The sequence below is a fragment of the Pedobacter sp. GSP4 genome (assembly GCF_051857575.1).
Taxonomy (GTDB): Bacteria; Bacteroidota; Bacteroidia; order Sphingobacteriales; family Sphingobacteriaceae; genus Pedobacter.
The window spans coordinates 620391-641836 of the sequence record NZ_JBPZIR010000001.1 but is presented as its reverse complement, the minus strand read 5'-3'; the positions used below and the strand labels follow the sequence as shown (position 1 = coordinate 641836).

General features: G+C 38.6%; 16 protein-coding genes. 7 read left to right on the top strand and 9 right to left on the bottom strand.

Annotation, left to right across the window (positions count from 1 at the left end):
• Nucleotides 1-60: 60 nt before the first annotated feature.
• On the bottom strand, nucleotides 61-441 hold the full coding sequence (locus tag ACS5PU_RS02625; protein ID WP_439457711.1) for an OsmC family protein: 381 nt from the start codon (nucleotides 439-441) through the stop codon (nucleotides 61-63).
• Nucleotides 442-761: 320 nt separating this feature from the next.
• Between ACS5PU_RS02625 and ACS5PU_RS02620 the strand changes: the two genes are divergently transcribed.
• Entirely contained in the window at nucleotides 762-1127 is a 366-nt protein-coding gene (locus ACS5PU_RS02620; RefSeq protein WP_439457710.1) for a YtxH domain-containing protein, read from the top strand.
• A 54-nt stretch (nucleotides 1128-1181) separates the two neighbouring features.
• Entirely contained in the window at nucleotides 1182-1931 is a 750-nt protein-coding gene (locus ACS5PU_RS02615; protein ID WP_439457709.1) for a YdcF family protein, read from the top strand.
• A gap of 179 nt (nucleotides 1932-2110) precedes the next feature.
• On the opposite strand, the gene obgE is transcribed toward ACS5PU_RS02615, so the two are convergent.
• Nucleotides 2111-3106 carry a GTPase ObgE gene (gene obgE, locus ACS5PU_RS02610; protein ID WP_439457708.1) on the bottom strand — a complete coding sequence of 332 codons (996 nt, stop codon included), beginning with the start codon at nucleotides 3104-3106 and terminating at the stop codon, nucleotides 2111-2113.
• A 211-nt stretch (nucleotides 3107-3317) separates the two neighbouring features.
• The gene (locus ACS5PU_RS02605; protein ID WP_439457707.1) at nucleotides 3318-3887 is read right to left on the bottom strand and encodes an adenylate kinase; all 570 of its coding nucleotides are present in this window, start codon (nucleotides 3885-3887) and stop codon (nucleotides 3318-3320) included.
• A gap of 902 nt (nucleotides 3888-4789) precedes the next feature.
• Here ACS5PU_RS02605 and ACS5PU_RS02600 point away from each other — a divergent pair.
• From ACS5PU_RS02600 to ACS5PU_RS02580, 5 genes are all read left to right on the top strand, one after another.
• A complete protein-coding gene (locus ACS5PU_RS02600; RefSeq protein WP_439457706.1) occupies nucleotides 4790-5713 on the top strand; it encodes a hypothetical protein in 924 nt (307 codons plus the stop codon).
• Nucleotides 5714-6175, top strand: a complete 462-nt coding sequence (locus ACS5PU_RS02595; RefSeq protein ID WP_439457705.1) for a hypothetical protein — start codon at nucleotides 5714-5716, stop codon at nucleotides 6173-6175.
• 1 nt (nucleotide 6176) lies between these two features.
• Nucleotides 6177-8219 carry an AAA family ATPase gene (locus ACS5PU_RS02590; RefSeq protein WP_439457704.1) on the top strand — a complete coding sequence of 681 codons (2043 nt, stop codon included), beginning with the start codon at nucleotides 6177-6179 and terminating at the stop codon, nucleotides 8217-8219.
• A gap of 135 nt (nucleotides 8220-8354) precedes the next feature.
• The gene (locus ACS5PU_RS02585) at nucleotides 8355-9926 is read left to right on the top strand and encodes a hypothetical protein (protein ID WP_439457703.1); all 1572 of its coding nucleotides are present in this window, start codon (nucleotides 8355-8357) and stop codon (nucleotides 9924-9926) included.
• Between the two features lie 661 nt (nucleotides 9927-10587).
• Complete coding sequence (locus ACS5PU_RS02580; protein ID WP_439457702.1) at nucleotides 10588-14241, top strand: metallophosphoesterase; 3654 nt, start codon at nucleotides 10588-10590, stop codon at nucleotides 14239-14241.
• 789 nt (nucleotides 14242-15030) lie between these two features.
• Here the strand turns inward: ACS5PU_RS02580 and ACS5PU_RS02575 are convergent.
• From ACS5PU_RS02575 to ACS5PU_RS02550, 6 genes are all read right to left on the bottom strand, one after another.
• A complete protein-coding gene (locus tag ACS5PU_RS02575; protein ID WP_439457701.1) occupies nucleotides 15031-18981 on the bottom strand; it encodes an NACHT domain-containing protein in 3951 nt (1316 codons plus the stop codon).
• A 424-nt stretch (nucleotides 18982-19405) separates the two neighbouring features.
• The gene (locus ACS5PU_RS02570) at nucleotides 19406-19780 is read right to left on the bottom strand and encodes a hypothetical protein (protein WP_439457700.1); all 375 of its coding nucleotides are present in this window, start codon (nucleotides 19778-19780) and stop codon (nucleotides 19406-19408) included.
• On the bottom strand, nucleotides 19777-20217 hold the full coding sequence (locus ACS5PU_RS02565; RefSeq protein WP_439457699.1) for a DUF6908 domain-containing protein: 441 nt from the start codon (nucleotides 20215-20217) through the stop codon (nucleotides 19777-19779). Before ACS5PU_RS02565 ends, ACS5PU_RS02570 begins: the two co-directional genes overlap by 4 nt.
• Nucleotides 20218-20259: 42 nt before the next feature.
• A complete protein-coding gene (locus ACS5PU_RS02560) occupies nucleotides 20260-20739 on the bottom strand; it encodes a hypothetical protein (RefSeq protein ID WP_439457698.1) in 480 nt (159 codons plus the stop codon).
• A gap of 2 nt (nucleotides 20740-20741) precedes the next feature.
• Nucleotides 20742-21224: a J domain-containing protein gene (locus ACS5PU_RS02555; protein WP_439457697.1), complete on the bottom strand. Its 483-nt coding sequence runs from the start codon at nucleotides 21222-21224 to the stop codon at nucleotides 20742-20744.
• Complete coding sequence (locus tag ACS5PU_RS02550) at nucleotides 21224-21445, bottom strand: hypothetical protein (RefSeq protein ID WP_439457696.1); 222 nt, start codon at nucleotides 21443-21445, stop codon at nucleotides 21224-21226. Before ACS5PU_RS02550 ends, ACS5PU_RS02555 begins: the two co-directional genes overlap by 1 nt.
• Between the last annotated feature and the right edge of the window lies 1 nt (nucleotide 21446).

The following is a 21446-nucleotide window of genomic DNA, read 5'->3' as shown; positions in this document are numbered from 1 at the left end:
ATGTGCTACAAAGATATTAAAGCTTTTTATGATTGTGTAAACGAGTTTTGCACCAAATGGTTAAAGCACCCTCGATCGGATATCGTGGCCAGCCGCTAAAATCTTACTAACCGGGCATTTGGCAGCAATATCTTCCAGCCTAACTTTTTGTTCTTCGGTAAGTACACCCGTACAGGTAATCTCTTCAACAAAAATTGTTTCGCCGTTTTCTATATTGATATTAACCTCCACTTCAATCTTATCTACCTGCCACTCCTTTCTGTCGATATACATCCTGAGCGTAATGGCCACACACGAAGCCAACGATGCCATCAGTAATCCTTTTGGGGCAAAACCTTTGTGCGTGCCCCCAAATTCAATGGGTTCGTCTGCTATAATTTCATGAGATCCATTGGTTACCGAGCAGGCATAATGCTCCCTGTTTATTGTTGCTTTTACCATATTAATTTAGCTATTAAAAACGCTAAACTTAATAAATATTTCCTGATTGAATAATACCTAAAACTTTGCTTGTTATTTATTTGAAACTTTTTTTTCGAAAAGCAGGGTTCTGCCCCCTGTTACCGGCAGCCCTGTCATACGCTTTACTTCGTGCCCGCTGCTGCCAGGTTTATTTTACCCGGGTAAACCTTACTATTAAAGGAAGCTCCCACCCATCGCCCTAAAAGCATTCATTGTTTAGGCTGTAAACGGTTTCACTTTTAGTTAATTTTACGAAACATTATTTCATTGCATTTGTTGTCTTGTTAAAATGCTACGTTATGAAATACAGAAAGTTAATCGGAAAATATTTAGCGCAAAGATCTAATAACAACGTTCAAATTGCATTGGCACTGGTTGCGGGTTTGGCAGCTGGAGCGGTAATCAGTGTTTTATTTGCACCCGATAGCGGCGCAGGTACCCGTGGTAAAATTGCCGGAAAAGCAAAAAACCTGCGGTATGGTTTTCAGGATAAATACAATCTTTTAAAAGAGAAAGTTTTCGGCGTAGAAGCCATTGAAAATGATATTGTTGAGCACGAAGTACCACACTTTAAACACAAGGTAGAGAAAAAACGCAAATCGGACGTTAGGGATATACTGGAAGATTCGTACAAAAACGGCCAGGTGCAGGAAGGTCAGGGATAATCATAATGCAGAAGCAAATTTAAATCTTAGTTTTACAGGATTATTTTGCTTCTCATGATTTTTATTTTGTCTAAAATCCTTTTGTTCCTCATCAGACCTTTTTTTTGGTTTTGCATTTTACTCCTTGCAACTGTTTTTGTTAAACAGCAAAAAACCAGAAAGAAACTATTTTCAGCTGCAGTAATTGTGCTTTTATTCTTTTCGAACAGTTTTTTAGCTGGAAAGGCGGTCAATTTTTATGAGCCTGAATTTCCCACAGAAAAGAAGCATTATGATATTGCAATTGTTCTGGGTGGATTTTCCGGATTAAATAAAAGGAACAATGAAATACAGTTTAACGGCGCAAACGATAGGTTGTTTCAGGCCATATCATTATACCGTCAACGCCGGATAAAAAAGATACTGATTACCAGCGGCAACGCTAACATCGTGACCAATGAGGTGAAAGAAGCCGATCTGGTTAAAAAATTCCTGCATGATAGCTGCATTCCGGATAGTGATGTGCTGATTGAAAACCAAAGCCGGAATACTGTTGAAAATGCAAAACTAAGTTGGGCACTTATCCAAAAAACATGGCCAGGGGCCAAAACATTGGTCATCACGAGCGCCTGGCACATTCCGCGGGCAAAGCTAATTTTTTCAAGATTCTTTAAATCCAGACCAGATTACCTGCCAACCAATTATATGGGCAGGACAAATTATGATTTCGAAGATTTTATCGTCCCTAATCCCGGCGCTTTTGGTACCTGGGATCTTCTTTTTAAAGAATGGATCGGCTTGGCCTTAGATAGCGTAAGAGGATAAACAGGAAAAGCGGTTAACTGTTTAAATTGGTTAATCGTCTATCAACCAATAAACGAATGGCCATTGAACTAATGAACTATTGAACCTTTGACTAATGGCTATTGAACCAATGCCCAATGAACAAATGAACTAATGAACTATTGAACTAATGACTATTGAACTAATGCCCAATAAACCAATTACCCTTCAATAGCTTTCCAGAGCATATCTTTCAGCTCCAGAATATTTTTTTCTGCTACAGATGAAATAAATATAGATGGGATAGCCGGTAAATCCTGCTTCATCTCTTGCATCAGCTCATCATCCAGCATATCCGATTTGGTTATCGCCAGCACATGCGGTTTCTGCATCAGTTCTGGATTGTAAGATTCGAGTTCGCTTTTAAGTATCTCGTACTCTTCCCTTATGGAACGGCTGGTATCGGCCGGAACCATAAACAACAGTACAGAGTTACGCTCAATATGGCGCAAGAAACGGTAACCCAAACCTTTACCTTTTGAAGCACCTTCTATAATTCCCGGAATATCGGCCATTACAAAAGATTTTCCGCCCCTATAGCTCACAATACCCAAATTAGGTACAATGGTAGTAAAAGGATAATCGGCAATTTCTGGCTTTGCTGCCGAAACAACAGAAAGTAAAGTAGACTTACCCGCATTCGGGAAACCAACCAAACCCACATCGGCCAAAACCTTTAACTCTAAAATATTCCAAACTTCCTTTCCCTGCTCTCCAGGTTGTGCAAAACGGGGTGTTTGCTGCGTAGCCGTTTTAAAGTGTGCGTTACCTAAACCACCACGGCCACCTGCTGTTAAAATTTTGGTTTCGCCATCTTTGGTAATTTCAAAAAGCACTTCACCTGTTTCGGCATCTTTGGCAATGGTACCCAACGGAACCTCTAAGATTTCATCTTTACCCTGTTTACCAAATTTGTGCGAACTGCCTCCTGCTCCCCCATCTTCAGCAATAATGTGCTTGCGGTATTTGAGGTGCAACAATGTCCAGATGTGGATACTCCCCTTAACGATAATGTGACCGCCACGGCCGCCATCACCACCATCAGGGCCACCCATTGATGTTAAAATATCACGATGTAAATGCGCCGAACCTGCACCGCCTTTACCAGAACGGCAACAGATTTTTACATAATCTACGAAATTTGAACCCTGTGACATAGTTTAATATTGAAATGTTAAATATGGAAACGCTACAACAACATTTCCCTTAAAATTAAAGAGTTATAACGTTTTTAACATTATAACTCTTTGTATGTTTTTAAAATGTTCGGCCGTAATTAATACAACCTCTTTTCTTGATACTATCTACTTGATACTTTGTACCCGCATTGATACTCGATATCTAATACTTAGATGCTATACCAAAATACTAGTACTGATCAATAACCGCGCAAAGATCGCTATATACGGTTTCAATTTCACCAATTCCGTTTACTTTGTTCAGCTTTCCCTGTTCCTCATAATAAGGCAGTACATGGATGGTTTTATCGAAGTATTCTGAAATACGTTTTTTCAATTTTTCAGCGTCATCATCTGGACGGCCGCTAACTTTATGGCGTTCTGCAATACGTTTTGTCAATTCTTCCTGATCAACGTCTAAAGCAATTACGCCGGCAATTTTACTGCCTTTACGTGCCAAGAACAGATCAAGCTCAATTGCTTGTGGAACAGTACGTGGAAATCCATCAAACACAAATCCTTTAGCATCAGGATTTTTATCTACCTCTTCTTCAAGCATGGCAATTGTGATGGCATCGGGAACCAATTCTCCTTCAGCTAGCAATTGGCTTACTTTTTTTCCTAATTCGGTTTCTCCTTTAACGTGTGCTCTAAAAAGATCGCCTGTTGAAACGTGTACCAACTGATATTTTGCAATCAGCTTTTCAGATTGGGTGCCTTTACCCGCCCCTGGAGGGCCAAAGAGAACTAAATTAAGCATTCAAGTTGTTTAGGTTGTCTTCAAAATTTAAAAAAGCCTTATTCCTAGGGCCCGTTTTAAAAGCTTCATATTACCGATGTTAAAAGATCTGATAATCTGTTTGCTTTCAAGGCTGCAAATATATAATTTATTAATTTAGATGCCATTTATAATTGATAATTTATTTAAAAAAGAGCTATTTTAATGACATTTATCCTATTCTACAAAGAATCTTGTGCGATATTTACATTTAACAGAATATTCTTTAAATATCCACATCCTTCTACCAAACTTATTGGGATTATCCATATCTAATCTGAAAAATTAATTATCACAAGAAGACGATTAGTGAGAAGCATATACCAGAATACAGCTAATAATTTCTGTTCAGGAATAAACATTAAGATTTATTGTAAACAAAAAAGCCTCAGATTTCTCTAAGGCTTTCAGTGCTCCCTTTTGAACTGAACTCAAAAAAATTCATAGAAGATCTGAAGAAAATTGCTCGACTAAGTGAACTCGTTGCTCAAGAGCCCCTTAGTAGAGATTTTACTTTAAAATATAAACGAACTTGGAAAAAGAAAAAAGGTTAAAAATAGCTTTAGATGTTTAAAAGACATGTTTTATTTCCATTGGTTCACCAATAATCAATGAAGGGTTAGTTTCTAGTAGAGAGTTTTTCTGTGTATGAATTTCATGGTTATCTCTACTAGAGACTAGCCTAAATAGCCGCAAAAAAAAGTTTATCTCTAATAGAGTATTTAATTGCTGGCATTATTTTCAAAATGCAGGAAAATAAACTTGTACAATAAAGCACAAGATGGGAAATATAGTTCTGGAAAATGGGGCGATGTTGATTTCCATTCAATTATTTTATTCTATTATAAATTAGTATTTTGGCCACAACCAAATAACAAATTAACGTGTACAGTACAAAATATGGCCAATATGATGGTGATTCCTGGGAAGCCCTCATGCAAATTTGTTTTAGAATAAAGTATGAAAAAGAGCTGTACCAATCGATCCCTGCCTCGTCAGGTGATTGCGGAATCGAAGGCTTTACTAAAACAGGAAAAGTATTCCAATGTTATTGCCCGGATAATAACATGACAACTAAGGCTCTATACGAAAAGCAGCGAGATAAAATTACGGCAGATTTAAAGAAATTAGACCTATATAAAAAGAAATTAGCAAAATTTCTCGATGGAGTAACCATCAAAGAATGGATTTTGGTTACACCCGAAAACAGGATGAATGACCTAATTTTGCACTGCAATGCAAAGAGGCAAGAAATTCTAAAGCTTAATCTTCCATTAATAGCCCCTGACTTTCAAGTATTGATCCACGACATTGACAACTTTGCCAGAGAGATCCCCATTGCATTAAATTCCGAGAACAGTAAGCTACTCATAGATAAAGAACAATTAGATGGCAAGACTATAGTAAAATGGAAGGACGAAGAAATCGATTTGGTCGAAAATGCAATCAGAAAACACAGTAAACGTTTTCCCAAAGACACTTCTGGCGTAGAAAAAAAAGTGAACACGCTAACAGATGCTACTATTGAAAGTTTTTTAGACCTGAATACCATACTGATGCGTTGGAGATCTGCGCATCCAGATGACTATGAAAAATATCTAATGCTGATATCTCAGGTCGAGAAAGAAGTTGAAGAATTATGCATGTTTCCTTCGGCTGATAACAATGAATTGTACAAACAATTACGAACACTTGTCAGGGAGAGATTAAAATCTAATTTCAGTTATTTAAACGATATTACTATAGAGAATTTAACAAATGGTGCTGTAGCCGATTGGCTATTACGGTGCCCGCTGGATTTCGAATAAATGAAAAGCTTCATAAAAAATTTAACATTTACAAAACGGCAAATCCCCATACCGGCAGATTACAGGCCTTTATTTAAAATCGGGCACGTTATATTGATTTTGGCAATGGCTTCAAGATCGAACAAGGCTTCGCTGATGAAACTTCACTTTTTATGCTGGTCAATCAAAAGCGAGCAGAATATCAGTCAGGTAACAACCTGGATGAGAAATAATTTCCGAAGCGACTATCATATCTGGGGAGTTGAACCAACAGTAAATAGAGCTGTTACTTACGCAATCGCAGAAGGTCTACTAGCATTGAACGATGGTGATTACCTCTTAACTGACCAAGGAATGAATCTCTATAAGCTGATGAAAAAAGACAAAGAATTGTTTCAAGTGGAGAAATCATTTTTGGAAAGTATAGGCAAAAACGGTATCTCAGAAGGAACAATTAAAGAACTATCTAAAAAATTTATCTAAAATGCTCAAAATTAACGCAATCAGACTTGAAATCAACACGAATAATGGTCTTTACGGGACAACAGTTGAATTTGATAGTGGGCTAAATATTGTTCAGGCTAATAACACCAGTGGGAAAAGCACAATCTTCCAAGCGATTCTGTATGCATTGGGATTTGAAGAATTGATAGGTTCCAGGGGTGAAAAAACTATGCAATCTGTCCTCAAAGATAGTGTGGATGACGGGAACAAAACCTATCAGGTAATTCAGTCGCAAGTCGAACTTGAAATCAACAATGGCCAAGAAACAATAACTATCAAGCGGAGCGTAATCAATGAAAACCGAAAATCCGAACTGATAGACGTAACCTTCGGACCTGTAATACTTCAAAAAGGTGATTATGAGATGAAGCAAATGTATGTGCATCACAAAGGCGCTGCATCTGACATGAACTATGGTTTTCACAGTTTTCTGGAGACATTCTTAGGTTGGAAATTACCTGAGGTTCTTGACAATAATGGAAACGGGACAAAACTTTATTTGCCACTGATCGCTCCTGCTTTTATCATCGAGCAAAAGTCTGGATGGTCTTCTTTCTTTGCCACAATCCCATATTACAGTGTTAAAAACGCTGAAGAAAGAGTAATAGAATTTTTATTAAACCTGGATGTGTTTCAAAATGAGCAAAATAAAATTGGCTTAAACATCCGGAAAAAGTTATTACAGGACAAGTGGTCCATTTTATTTGAAGATTTTGAAAGCTTATCAGAAAAGGCAAGTTGCGAAATTGTTGGCTTGGAGGCTTACCCAGTAATCATAAACGATATTTCCACCGTCTATTTCCGGATTTCCCGAGACGAAAGACTCATATTAATCCCGGAGCTTATCGAGGAACTTTCCGATGATCTGGAATCCTTAGAACAGCAGGTTAAAACGACAGTTGGAGAAAATTTAGAAGGCAATCAAAAAAGATTAAATGATCTTAACGAAGCTCTGGTCAGAATTGGCTTTAGACAACAACAGCTCGAAGAAGAAACATTCCATGAGAAAGAAAAATACAAACAATATCTTATTCAGGGCAAGGCCGTTTTAGAAGATCTAGATAAAAATAAATCAGCAGAAAAAATGTTGAAACTAGGGGGAGAAATTGACGCTTCAGTAGCTAAAAGCTTATGTCCGACCTGTGGACAAGATATGCACGATTCATTGCTGCCGCCAGATGTAGATCAGGTTCCTATGCAGATCGCTGATAACATTAACTTTTTGACCTCACAACATAAAATGCTTGAAGCTTTTATCAAAAGCCAGCGTTCAAAAATTAAAGAGCAGGAGAACACTTTAGCAGAGTATGCAAATAGGTTAACCCAAATACGCCAAGAAATAAGAAACATCAAAAGAGACCTAGTAACAGACGAAAGATTGCCCTCCGAAGAGCTTATCGAAAGAAAGATTAATCTAAGAAGACGCATACAGTATTATGTCGAATTCCTTGAACGGGCAGACATTCTAAAAAACAGGTTGCTAAAACTTTCTGAGGAATGGGAAGCCATCAAAACAAAGGAATCAAACTCAGCTGGGGATTTCTTTTCATCATTAGATCGGAAAAAATTAGACGAGCTGCAAGAAATTTTCCTGAAACTGCTCCGCCGGTTTAATTATGCCAGTAAAGATCAAAATTCAATTAAAATTTCCGTAGATAAATATTTACCAGTTATTGAGGTAAAGCTTCCAAATGAAAAAGCCAAAACCTACGACCTCAGATTCGACAGCTCAGGCAGTGATCACATCAGGTGCATGTGGGCTTACTACATTGCCCTACAAGAGACTTCCATGCACAAAAATGGTAATCACCCAAACTTGTTGTTATTTGATGAGCCACAACAGCAATCTGCTTCAAATACGGACTTTCATGAGTTTTTGAAATACCTTAGCGAGGGTAATAATGCACAATATCTTGTTTTTGCATCATTTCAAAATTCACAAAAAGACTTTGAAGACGCAACCAGGGGATTAAAATTTAAGAGAATCCATCCTGAAGGCAAATTTATTACAGCATTGAAGTAGTTTTCAAAATCTTATAGATTATTTAATAATGAGCAAACGTAAATCGAGCTTTTTGAGCCGCGGCAAAAGCTTATTGTTTATAGCAAATCGTTATAACCACATTAAAAAGGAAAATGCGTAATCGATCAGATCCAAATGAAGCCAAAGTCCTACTCTCTTTTTGAGGCTTATCAATACCTAAAAAAATATCAACTTTCTGACAGCCTATACTTGATTGGTGCTGTCAATGCTGCTTTAAAATACGGCCCAAAGCACCTAAACAAAGATAATCTTCCCCAAGAAGTATTGATTTGGCTGGGCAGGGCAACCCAGGAAAACATAAGATTCAACATCTATACCGCTGCGACACAGCTTGCGCGACTATTGCTGCTATCCGGCACCAACGATCATAGAGGCGCTCCCCTCTCTCTTCTGGATAATTCTTTACCACTGGCAATTGATGTCGCAGGCTTTTTATACGATCCAGAACTCGAAAGTCAGCTGCAGAAAGCATCATCAAACCTGAGTAACAATATTTTAGGAAGAATCGGACAAATACAGTTTCCGCTACAGGGTAATAGGCTTACACTGCTGGGACGGGCCATGTTGCTATTTGAGATTTTACCAGGCAATCTGGGAGGTCTTTACAGTATCGACCATCAGTTAAAAGCCTATTTTGGAATGAGTGTCATGGAGTTTTTAGCTACTGGACTTGCATTGTGGATCAAATGCGATGGTTCGATAGATTACAACCTTGAGATAGACGACCGGCTAAATCAATACGTGAACAATGACACACAAATGGCGTTTTTAAAACTCTCATCAGGGAGCCCGGAAGACTACAGAAAAATTATACGCGGAGAAAACTGGAAAGTCCCCAACAAGCTTTATGATATTTATTTCCTCGAACCACTACTCCATATTCCTGCAATCAAGGTCGAAGTTTCTTCAACATTAAAAAAAGGAAGTTACGTGGTTCCCCAGCCAAAATACCTTCTCGACCGGACCAGTACCGGCATCTTCTATTTACTGGCCGATAAAGAACAACAATTGGCAAATGCTAGTGGTCAAACAAAGAAAAATCCATTCAGGGTTTATTTTGGCGAAGTTTACCGTTCTTATGTTAAAACTCAGTTAATTCAAGCCAACTCAAGTACCATCTTGATAGACCTGGATGAAGATTTTGACAATAAAAATGGCGGAAAATTACCTGACTTTGCAATTATCGAAGGACACACCTGTATTCTTATTGAAGTTAAAACTTCATTACTCACACTAAAATCACGAGCTTTCTTTGATGAATCACAGATGGAACAGGAAATAAAAAAAGGAAGTTTTAAAAAAGCAATTATTCAATTGCACGATTTCCGTACCCGCACACTGCAAAAGAAAATTGAAGATCCTCGATTCGAACCCATTACCGAAGTGATAACCATTCTAGCAGGATATGAAGATATTTTTGTTTTAAATTCGTATTTACTTCCAATGCTCGAAGTTCAATATGGTTCAATGACAGAGCGTCTTCAGCTGGCCTGCATCTCTGACGTTGATGCAATTGGAAGCATCTTGGCTGAAGGAAAACCGCTCGCGAAATTGCTAATGAACAAAGTAAACAATACTGAAGAAAAAAAATGGATGCTGGACCAATACCTTCGAGGTTATATTCAAGAGGAAAATCCGGTCATTAAACGAGCTTTCAACCTACTAATGGCGAGGTTGGGTGCATAGACTGTGTATTTCAACGAAACTAGCCACCTCGTTTCGGGCCAAACTGGCCGCCAATTTGATTGCCGGGCTGTAGCGTAAATAGTTCCTTTCCCTTTGAACAAAACACTAAGAATGATTTCAAATATCTTTCCAAGATAAAGCCTTCCTTTTACTTAATCTTATTGACGTTAGGCTATTGAATCTGCCCACATCTTGAGGTCTGTCAAATTGCAAATCCAAAACCTCCTTTAAAAGCCATTAGAACGCTTTTAAAATGAGAATTAAATCCCAGACCTTACGGCAGCTCCAAACTAGACCCTTAGACTTTCATTTTAGTTTAATTTAAAAAGTGATCAGGAAAAGCTGTACTTGAAAAGTCTAATCGAAAGATAAGTGCGGCCAGATTACTCCGAAATAAGGGGGTCAGTCAGCAGCGAAACAGGGTAACAGCTTAAATGCGAAACGCTCGGCCACTTTGGCCGAAAATATCCCCATGAACATCTTACATCCATATAGGCACGCCTATTCTTTTGTATCTACGTGTTATCTAATGCGTCTTAAATGAATTGATTAGTAAAAATCTTAAGTGGAAATTAGTTTCATGAATCTTTCACCTTTTATAACTCATTAATTTTTTCATAATTCGGAATTTTAATATACATTAGGAACTAAACTTTTAAGAATGAACGCACTCAATATTCTACACCTGTCCGATCTTCATGTCGGAAATTTTAAATATCCTGAAGCATCAACACTTGCCATAACGATTGCAAACACATTAGTGGACCAAGGCAGGAAATTGGACACGATTTTAGTATCGGGAGATATCTTTGATGGAAGAAGTACTAAGTTCGAGCAAGATATGGATTTTGCATTAAGATTTTTTGACACACTAATATCACAGATAAACGACAAGGATCTGGCGGATGCTCCCATAACCAGAGCTGACATTATGATAATACCGGGAAATCATGACTTACTGAGAAGTACTGGTAACCCTTATGAAAAATATGACAATTTTATTTCGGCATTCTATAGTGGTATTACTAGGCCTAATGTTGCGATACTTGACCAATACAATTTCATTTGTGATTTTCCTGAGCGTAAGATTGCAATATTGGGTTTTAATTCCTGTAGAATTGAACAGGAAAAAATTATTGACTTAGATTGGATTGATAAAATGGATTTATCTCCACTTAAGAACAAGGCAGATTTGGTGAGGGATTTAATAAGGGAAAATCGTAAAAATGAAATCAAGTGGGATGACTTCGGTTATATCGATCCAATGGAAATGGATAGGCTATTTACGGCTTTTAAAAAACAGATTCCAGGTCACCATGAATATAATGTTGTAGCGACCTTTCATCATCACTTCTATCCTTTCCCTGAAATTTCAAACTCAAAACCTGATAGTAGTTTTATTCGAAATTACACAAATGTATTAGATCAGTTTCAGCGGCATAATATTAGAATAGTCTTGCATGGCCATAAACACACTCCTATACAAAGGGCAGTGACCGACAACAAGTTTTTTGATAATCCTGAATCCGTGATTTATGTATTTGCTGCAGGAAGTATTGGCTGCAAAGGTGTTGATAACCGATCCTTTCAATGGTTAAGAGTTTATGACAGAAGTTATACCAGATTAGCTGAATGTGAGCGCTATACATTTACCGACGAGGAACTTCAGCCTCCAAAAACCTTTATACTGCCACCAGAGTTAAAAGAAGACAAAAGTACATGCATAAATTTGCGGGAGATTTTGCATTTGGAAAACCCTGAATATTATAAGCGATTTATTGACTTAACCAATGATTTTGAACAATTAGTACAAGACAGTAAAATTGATAAGGTAATTGAATTAGTTGGTGAGATATTCACAGTGTTTGCCCATATTAAGCTTGAATTAAGGCAGCACTCGAAATCAAACTATTTGTTACTTCTTTCTATATACTTTAGGGTTATCTATTTGAAAAGTCTTTACAAAAAGAATGAGAACATCAACAAATTACTTGATCGTCTAAAGCCGGAAATAACTCGTATTTGCGATGATGAGGGTTATTCGAAGGTATTACTAAGGTTTTTGAGCTCTAATGATAATAAAGATATTGAGCGTGGTTATAATTCGATTATCAAGAACGTTTCTGGTCAACAAAAGCGTATTGGTGCTTTCTGCTCATTGGGATTGTTTATCACTGATCTTTTTTTAAACATTAGTGAATACGGAGAATTTTACTTTGAGAAAGAAAAACTTAATCACAAAATAAACATAAGCCTGCCTAAGGAGGCTTTTTACGATGGGATTCCCAGCGATTCTATTAACATGTCTGGAGACATCGATCGCAGGGCAATCGTGATGAACTTCAAATCCAAGAATCCTACCGTACACAAGGTTGCTGTATTGATTATAAAAGATTTCGAGATGAGGTTGGATCGGTTTGAAGAGAGCTTGAAAGAGATTAAGTTGAAGCTTTATTACATCGCGCCCAAAATCCAGGTTGACAACTATGATTTGGAAAATTTTCACTTTGATGCATACATCCCCACACTTTTGCCGCTACTAACTGGCGACAATCTGTATAAATCAAAAGAGGTTTTTATTAGGGAATTGGTTCAAAACTCTATAGATGCCACGCTTCTTAGAGAGAAAATGCAGCCGCATGAATCTTTCGATAAGGATATACATATTGAACTTGACAGTGAGAAAAGAATTGGTGGCAAAAGCAGTAAATATTTTAAGATTATAGATCATGGAACCGGCATGTCACGGTTTACGATTGAACGTTATTTTACATCAATAGGGAGAAGCTATTACGTATCAGAGGAATTCGACGAGCTAAAAAAAGATAACGATATTCAATATAATGCTATAAGCAATTTTGGGATTGGATTTCTTTCATCATTTATGGTCTGCGAAGAGGTATTGGTGGAAACGAAGAGCATACATCCAGATGAAGATTTTTCTGGAATTGAAATAGAGATTCCAAACTATGACGGCTGTTTTTTTATACGTAAAAAAGAAAAGTCTGAATTTGGAACAGAAATCAAATTGTATGAAGATGTACGCAAACTATTCAAATTTCAGCAATTCGTTGATTATATGCAAAAGACACTTCTTGGTTTGCCTGTAAATATTCACATCAAGGGTAATTCTATTAAAATTCCAATTCAGATACAAAATTACGCTTTCCAAAGAGCACAGCTTGCTGCTGTTCAAAAAAGTGACCATTTGATTTTCTATGTTCCATTCTCTGAATTAAAAAAAGAAGCTTATTACCTTTCTTATCGAGAGCTCGCCTCGACCGACATCCATGAATTAGAAAAATATGGTGCCTGGTTTGATTTTAACAGGGTTCACCTACATCACGCATCATATTCGAAAGACCAACATATCACATTAAACCAGGGCTTACTGGTTTCACAACCGTTTATTCCTTTCAGCAATTCAAAAACAGAATTTACTCCGACTATAAAAATCAATTATCCAAGTGCGTTTGTCCAACTTGACGTATCAAGAGAAAAAATCCTCAAATTGAATGATAACGTAGACATCTCCAATACACAATCTTTTCTGGAGGATCAAATGGTAGAGTTTATTGATTCAGCTGATAAGAAATACCTAAAATCAACGATAGCGGACATTTATATCATGGCAATGATGTTGAAGTTCAATATGGAAAATTTCTACATGAACAAAATATATAAACGAACTTACACTCTCAAAATAGTAAGGGGTGAAGAACTTTTGCATTTTTCCTTGATTGAGATTTCAAAGATTCCAAACGACTTCGATGCTAAAAATGTCTGCTATTTGGATACTGCTAATATCAGTCTGAAGCAAAAGATAGATGATTTTTTTCTGATTTTGAAATCCGATCTATCAACTTCATATCTCCAGAACAGGCAAAAGGAACGCCATAAAATACTTTCTAAAAATCACAAATTGGATTATATCGTAAACGATATCCTTAGAATCGAAAGAGACTCTTATACTTCTACAATTCGGACGACTAAAGATGGAACAACTTATATCACAGATAATTTCCCCATAGAAAATGCAGAGCTAAGCTATGCTATGCAACTCAATAAATTTAAGTTCGCTGATGAAGATTGGTTTGAGGATTTAATTCTACTTTCATTGGTAGAGCATAGTAAACGATGGGCTGATGAGAAAAAAACAAACCGAGGTATTCCAAATATGAAAAACACTATGATGGTTCTAAAAGCGGGTATTTTTGGTCAGGTTAAGATTGGCGATGCAGGATTTTTCCAAAAAAGCGTGAGGTATAAAGATATGGGCATCACTAAACAAAAGTCATTTTTTGATGGGATTTAGATATTGAACCAAACTCAAAGAAAGGTACATCATAAATTCAGCTAAAAAGATCAATAAACTTCTCCTCATTTGCATCTATTAAATTAATTCTAGAATATAGTGGATCCGTTAAATAATAGATAAACCGATGATCTTTAACCGGGGACTTCGGCAATAGTATTTACCTGTTTTCGTGCATAATGGCCAGCTTTTCGGACAACATTATTTACACTAATTCGCTACTAAATTGTCTTAGGCTCATTTCAAGCCTTTTTAGGCTTTCCAAAAGCCCTAACGGACTCATAAAGGTTGTATTGTATGGAGAAATTAAATTGTCGATGCGCTAAAGGCCCTAAAATCGAAACTTATAAAGCTTTTGTCGGAGTATTTTTTATTGAAGGTAATTTTTCTATTAGTCCAAGTCTAAAAGGTGCTTTAGACGCTGAATATTGCATTTTCAGGAATTACGCGGAGGTTCAGTGAACCGACAAATTCCGAATACTGTTTGAAAAATACCAAGTCAGATTGGGCTGGATTGGATATGTTTTGGTCAGTCTTTAGGATAGCATCGAGACCAGATGGTAAAAAATGGGGTGTGCAGTTTGGAACGAGAATCACTGCACACTTTTAGCCAATTCCCCACAGTCTGTTCCTTCTTTTTTTGCGTATTCTAAAGCATCTGCAGTGCGATTTGCTATCGAGACGACAGAATAAATCCAGATACTGAAAATGAAGTGTGAAAACGCTAAAAATCAGCAACAGCGCACTTCAAACGTTATTTCCCTCGAAATATCAATTTCGTGGCATCGTTTAATCATATTCACTTTTCATTAGTTTCTGAATGGATAAGTTAGATGGGAAGTTGCCCGTGTAGTACCGAATGTGATTGGCCAGATCCCTAGCATAACTTTTGCCCATTATTTCCCGGTTTTCCCAGATGAATTTTAACAGTTCGCTAGTAAGCTCACTTACCGGGAGGCTTTGCAGGGCAAGTATGATGACATGTGGTAGCTTCTCCGATCCCAGGCTATTTTCTTGCGCGAGGTATATTTCCTTGAAAACTTCTACGTGCCTCAGGCTAATTTTGGGATCGAAAAGAATTATTACCGCCTTAGCGATGTCCGTGCCCACATTTTCTTGGTTTAAGATTTCTGAGTAAGGGATGATCTCATGGAGAAGCTCATTAAATGTTTTAAGGTGTGTCAATATAGATTGTAGCAAGTACCTGCAAGGTGCTGGTGCATTGCTGAGTAACTGGATTTTTAAAACATCTGCGATAACGGCGCATGACTTTCGGGAAAAATCAGGCAAGATCTGATAGTCGTGGAGGTCAAGTATATACGGAATTTTTTCGAAATGCGCTAAAGTCTCTAAGTAGCTTCTTACCTCTGTAATATCGAAGAAACAAAGGCTGTAAAGGACTGATACAATGCCAATAGATTCATGTTTTTGCCAACTTGGCTTCAATGATCTTCCGTAAAAAGAGATCAGGTCTAGCCTTTGGGCAAGGCTTTCCTGTTCAAAAGGCTCCATGTTAACCAACGCCCAGGGGAAAAAGCTCCTAAAGCTGACGAAAACTTCTTCTTCTATAGTTTTTTCGCTGTACAGGGATACAAAATCTCCTAATCTGGATTCAAGCTCGGATACCATCAATACTTTGCTTCCAGTTGACCTATAGTTGCGGTTAGGGAATTGCTTTACCTCTTCCAAATCAATATTGTTTACTTCATCGATTGCTTGTTGCAGCGAGTGTGCATGTACCAACCTCTCTATCCATACTTTTTGAAAAAAGCCGTTGAGGTCTTTAATACAAATAAAAACTAGGTCCCGATACTTTTCTCCTGCACTTAAAAGTTGTCCATTAAAATCGAGGTATTGTGCTAGGGTCACTTGTTGTAGAAAGCTTCTAAAGGTAAGCACGAGTGCCGACCTTACTTTCTCCGCGTATACAAATAACTTATTCAGTGCTGTAGCACGGGCCAACCCTATCTTACTAAAGATCAGGCTGAAGCCGTCAACAATATCAACTTGTTCCCTATTAGTATAATTATACAGTAGACCAAATGTTTTTTCATCAGATGCGAGGGTAATTCCCAAGGCGTTGTAAAACTGGGCATGATCAATTGGCCCATGGTCCATCAATGAAATAAAGAAAATCGATTCAAATATGATGCGCCTACTGACCTCTGTCCGGGCGCTCCTGCATAGATCTAAAGAAAATGAAAGGTTAGAAGTATCTTTCATGAATTCGAGCACTTCTGCCCTGGTATTTTCATTAATAGCATTCAGGAAGCTGTCCATGATAAAATCGTTGTACCTTCCATTGCTAAGGTAAGATGCTACCTTGAAAATATTTTCATTATCCAATGCACCTGCCAAGATATCACCAACCTGGATGTCTTTTTCAATCATCGCGCCCAATATTTTCCAGGCTGCTTGGTTGGCACCATCCTTTTTAAGTGCTTCAGAAATGAATGTTCGAACCCAAGTATCAATGATCCGGTCGGAAAGAAGCATCAAATCATCCATTTTACCACTATAGGGGAGATAGAAAAGAGGCTCGAGAAAGCGGCAAAACTTATTTTCTAGTTTCGGGTTGTCCTGAAAAATCCTTTCATTCAAGATGTACAAAGCTAGCCAGGAACCATTTTTTGCAATACTGTCCAAGCTTTGGGAACCGCTATCTTCTCCGCTGCCGTTGAGTTCCGCGCATAATGATTCGATATAATATAGGATCGCAGGGCGTTCCTTGGCTAGATAACTGATAGCAAACAAGAGCGTATTGCTCCAATAAGCGCTCCTGGCTATCGAGTTGATCCGGTCCCTGACTACCTCATCGCTCATCCCATGGATAAAGCCTTCAGCAGCAAAGAATTCTTGTAACGACCTGATCGCAAAGCCGATTTTCTGGTCCTTCACCTCACTGATGAAGACCAATCTATCGGTAGTGGCTTCCATCAGTTTATCGGTCTTTTCGGCAAGATCCTCTTTTTCCAGTCCCTTATCCAAAAGGAAGCTACTCACTATGCTCTGGAACTCCTGGGCATCAATCTCCCCAGACGGGTTGATCTCTTTTTCAGAAGTAGCCTGTAGATAAAGGCCCAGCTTTCTGTGGATATCCTTGATATAGGCTGGCTTGTCCGAAATAATCGGCAATACGCCACGCTGTTTCTCCCTAGACAGGATGACATTGAAATATTCTGTAAAAAGATCATATTTGTTGTTGGGCGGATCGCCCCCACTTTTGACCAAGATTGCCATAATTGAAGCTTGAAGTGGTGATTTCATGACTTTGGATACTACCTTATCTTTCAGCGCTTTCTTTAATATTTGCATTTTGTCTTCGCGATCTTGCGCTTGATCGATCAGGTTTTCTAGTAATCTTTCCAAATAATGCTCACAGTCCATAGGGGACATGTCAACGATTTCGTAATGATTATATTTATATTGGTCAAAATCCGCAGAGTAGCCCTGAGGCCTAGTAGTAGCGATGATGATTGCGTCGGCTTCTAACCTGCGTAGGAAAACATCAGTAAAAGATTTGATTTCGCGAAGCACATCGCCCCGGTTAGAAGATACAGGGACTTCATCGAGTCCATCAAATATGAACAGGCTTGGCATTTGCTGCAATAAATTTTCGAATTCTGCTAGTTCCAGTGTTTCCCCAGTCTTTTTTTTGATATTGATTTTTAGGTATTCCGTCACCGAAACCACTCCATGGGGTTCTGCCGCTAGAGTTTTATTGATCCATTCTGCATATTCCTTCAAGGCTATCTTAAAAGGCAATCTGACCCAATTAAGCTTCTGGGTAACTAGTTCTGGGTAATCTACTAAGAAATCTTTCACCTCCTCCAAAATATTTACGCGTTTAGACATGTCCATAAGCAACTCTGCGCGGTGGATTTGCAGTATAAATTGGGTTAGGGTTGATTTCCCATAACCTGGACCAGCGACAAGTACATGGCGACTGGTCAGGGGGCTATTATCAAACTTAACAATCTTATTCCCACATTCGAGGACTAAGCTGACAAATTTTTCTTTCGGCAGGAATGGATTGTTATCTACCACTTCAAGGTCTATAAAAACTTTCTCTAAATTGACCTTGTCCTGCGTGAGCTTCCCTGCGTGATCCAGCTTGGACTGGACATCCTCTAGGAATTCGGCTTCCACGTAACGAGCAATAACCTCCTTTGTCCGCTGGACTTTCTTTTCATCTTTTTCCAACATGTTCAACAACTGAAAAAGTACGTCGCCCGAAAGGATAAAGGGCGCAAAAGCGGTTGCAACTTCCCTATGGATATTCAAGAGATCGATGATATCGTCAAAGGATATGATCCTAATATTTTTAATATGGTATTTTAACTCGTAATCTCGTTCCAATTCATTGGCCTTATCTCTTCCTCCTGCGCCCGCAACAGCTGTGAGGCGGGCATTGGTAAAAAAGAGGAGGTGGTCAGGCACCTCTACTTTTTTTATCCTCTTATGGTATTTGTTCAGTTCTATGGTCAGCTGTGACTTAATCCAGCTAAAATCGTCTATTGCACTCTCATCAATATTCTTGTGTTTTGCCTGGACCACCCAGTAGCCATCCCATGCCCCCTGATGGCTCGGAAAGTCTGCCTTTCCCCTGAAAGTGGCTTCCCTTCCTCCATCCGTCCCCGATCCAAAAGAGATACTCCCATGACCTAGAATCTTTTTGGTAAGTGCTTGTATGAGCTTTTCAAAATCATTTGGATTGAGCTTATTGAGTTGATATGCCATTTATTGTTTTTGGATTAGGGTAACATAAAAGAGTGCATTATCAATCCGCAGAAGAAAATTCTTCACCGAGATCGGGCACTTTATAATCTAAAGGCCCTAAATTATATAATTAAGGATAGAAAGGCGAGAACCATTTCAAAAAATGGTTCTCGCCTAAAACCGACTGGCAATTGGGCTATTCTAATTTTCCTTCCAAGATAAAATACTAGATTAGCACATAAAAATCAAATACACTTAGCATTAGACTAATAGAATTTAAAAACACCATATCACAAACTTATAGATAGGGTAAAAAAATTAGTGCTATTGGATCAAACGCTAGCCAGTTTATTCTCTAGATTTTGATTAAATGATTTTAAACACTTTTCGACCGTTAGGGCCGCGCGCATTTTTGCGGCGACTCCTACGGGCTAAACGAATGACTTTAGGGATTGAACAGTAAAACTACTGCCTGTCTAAATTTTTCATTCTGAGACCCTTTTGCCGCATACTTTACAATACGGTCGGTTACGAACAGTGAGGTGTAAGTAAAATATAACTGGTCTGAAAACACCCTGCTGCTGCGAACCATATTGAAAGTATGCCGTTTTAAAATACCAGCCGTTTCGCCTGCAAGGCTTTGCCAATAGTCAAAAGAAATAAAACCACTATCCCAATCCTTGCGGTATTGCTCTTTATTTGCCTTAAAATCGTCGCAAAACTGCCTGATATCTTCAAGCAATAGTGGCATTTCTTCAGGAAATAGGTCGTGTAAAAGCCTTGCTTTTTCTGACCCCGACAGAAGATGCAGCGCTTTCATTGTTCTAAAAATCCCTGATCGTTAATATTGCCTAGCCAGACATTAGCAAATTCGGTATGATCGGTTTGCATGTCCGCATCATAGTCGGTAGCAGTTTCACTGCTAAAGCGCACGCTCTCTTCGTAAACACCCATATCCGACTGGGTAAACGAGCAGGGTATAACCTTTACCGTTTCGGGGCTGGCAATACCGGCCTCTCCCGTAACGACGATAAAAGTCATTTCCGGATCACTCATCAAATCACCGTTTAGTGCGTAATAATGGGCAAGGCTGTACACGTAGCCGTTATTGTATTTCGCTATACCCACCCCCTCGGCCAACCTTTCAATGCTTAACGCCATATAGGGTTCATTTGCAATTTTTAAATGCGCTGCCCCCTTCATTTTTTCAATCAGTTGGCAGAAAATTTTAGTGTTATTTAAATCTAATGTTTTCATATATCGTGCGCTCAAATGACGGTCAGCGCTAACCGTTTTTAATTAAAAATGAATGAATAAAATGCGTTTGCCGCTATCCTTATGGCTTACCCAAACGTGGTTGCCACCTTTGCCCGTGACAAACCGATCAGCACACGGCTCTACAAAAACCCTGCAGTCTGCGGCGATACATTTTAAAATAAAATCGCTGTAGGTTTCATGCTTTTCAGCATTTATCATGTAGCAATCTGCGCCCTCCTGATTCCAAAAGGTCAGGCAATGGATAATTTCAAAAAGTTCGGGAGGCAGGGTTTCCGTTTCCAAAACCCCGACCAAAATCCTTGAATGAAGGACCTGCTTGGTATGCCCGCGCAGGTAATAAACCCCTTTCACCTGCACTGAGGAATAATTTTGATGCTGGCAAAAAAACTTAGCTGAGTTTTCAGTTTCGCCTGAGCAATCCGCCTTATCCAGATAAACCGTGATACCCGAATCATCAAAATGATGATAAACCGTATCGGGATTTTCTCCTTTCCAGCCCATAATCAATTATTTAAATACTGTTTACTGTTTGCCTTTCCCTTGATGACCTCGCTGCCGTATTTATCCCTGATCTCCTCCAAGCTTTTTTTGCTGCCCTTACTGCTTTTGTATTCGCCAGTACGGAAGTACCAAGCCAGTTTTTTTGAGGCGAAAAAGAACCCTGCATTTTTCAGCTCGTTTTTAACCGCTATGGTATTGCCTGTTACCCATATCCAGTAGCCTACCAGTTCAATGGTTATCCCCTGCAAATGGATAATTTTTTCGATAGCCACCCTGTACTCGGCCGAAAAGCAGATTTCGTTTTCCGTTTCCTGCTCATTCAGGTTCTTGCCCTTGATCACCTTAGCCGAAGCAAAAGCATATTCTTTATTAACCTCCTGCATGCTCAGGGTATCGCCCCCTAGATCGGGGTGGTACTGTTTAGCCAGTTTTTTATACAGCGCTTTGACCTCGTCCAGCGTTCTGCTTGTACCAAACCATTTCATCAGCGGAAACGTGCTGGGTTTGATTTATTACTTTTACTTTGGTTCACTCTGGGATTGTGAACCCTTGAAACCAGTATTTCTGTTTCAAGCACATTGATATTTGCCGTATCGGTAAGTAGCAGGGTAGAATATTTTTCCAGTTCCCTTACCGTATCAAAAACATGTTCGTGGTCGGCATGCACCTGTACCCGTACCATTATGAATATTGTTTCGTACTTCATA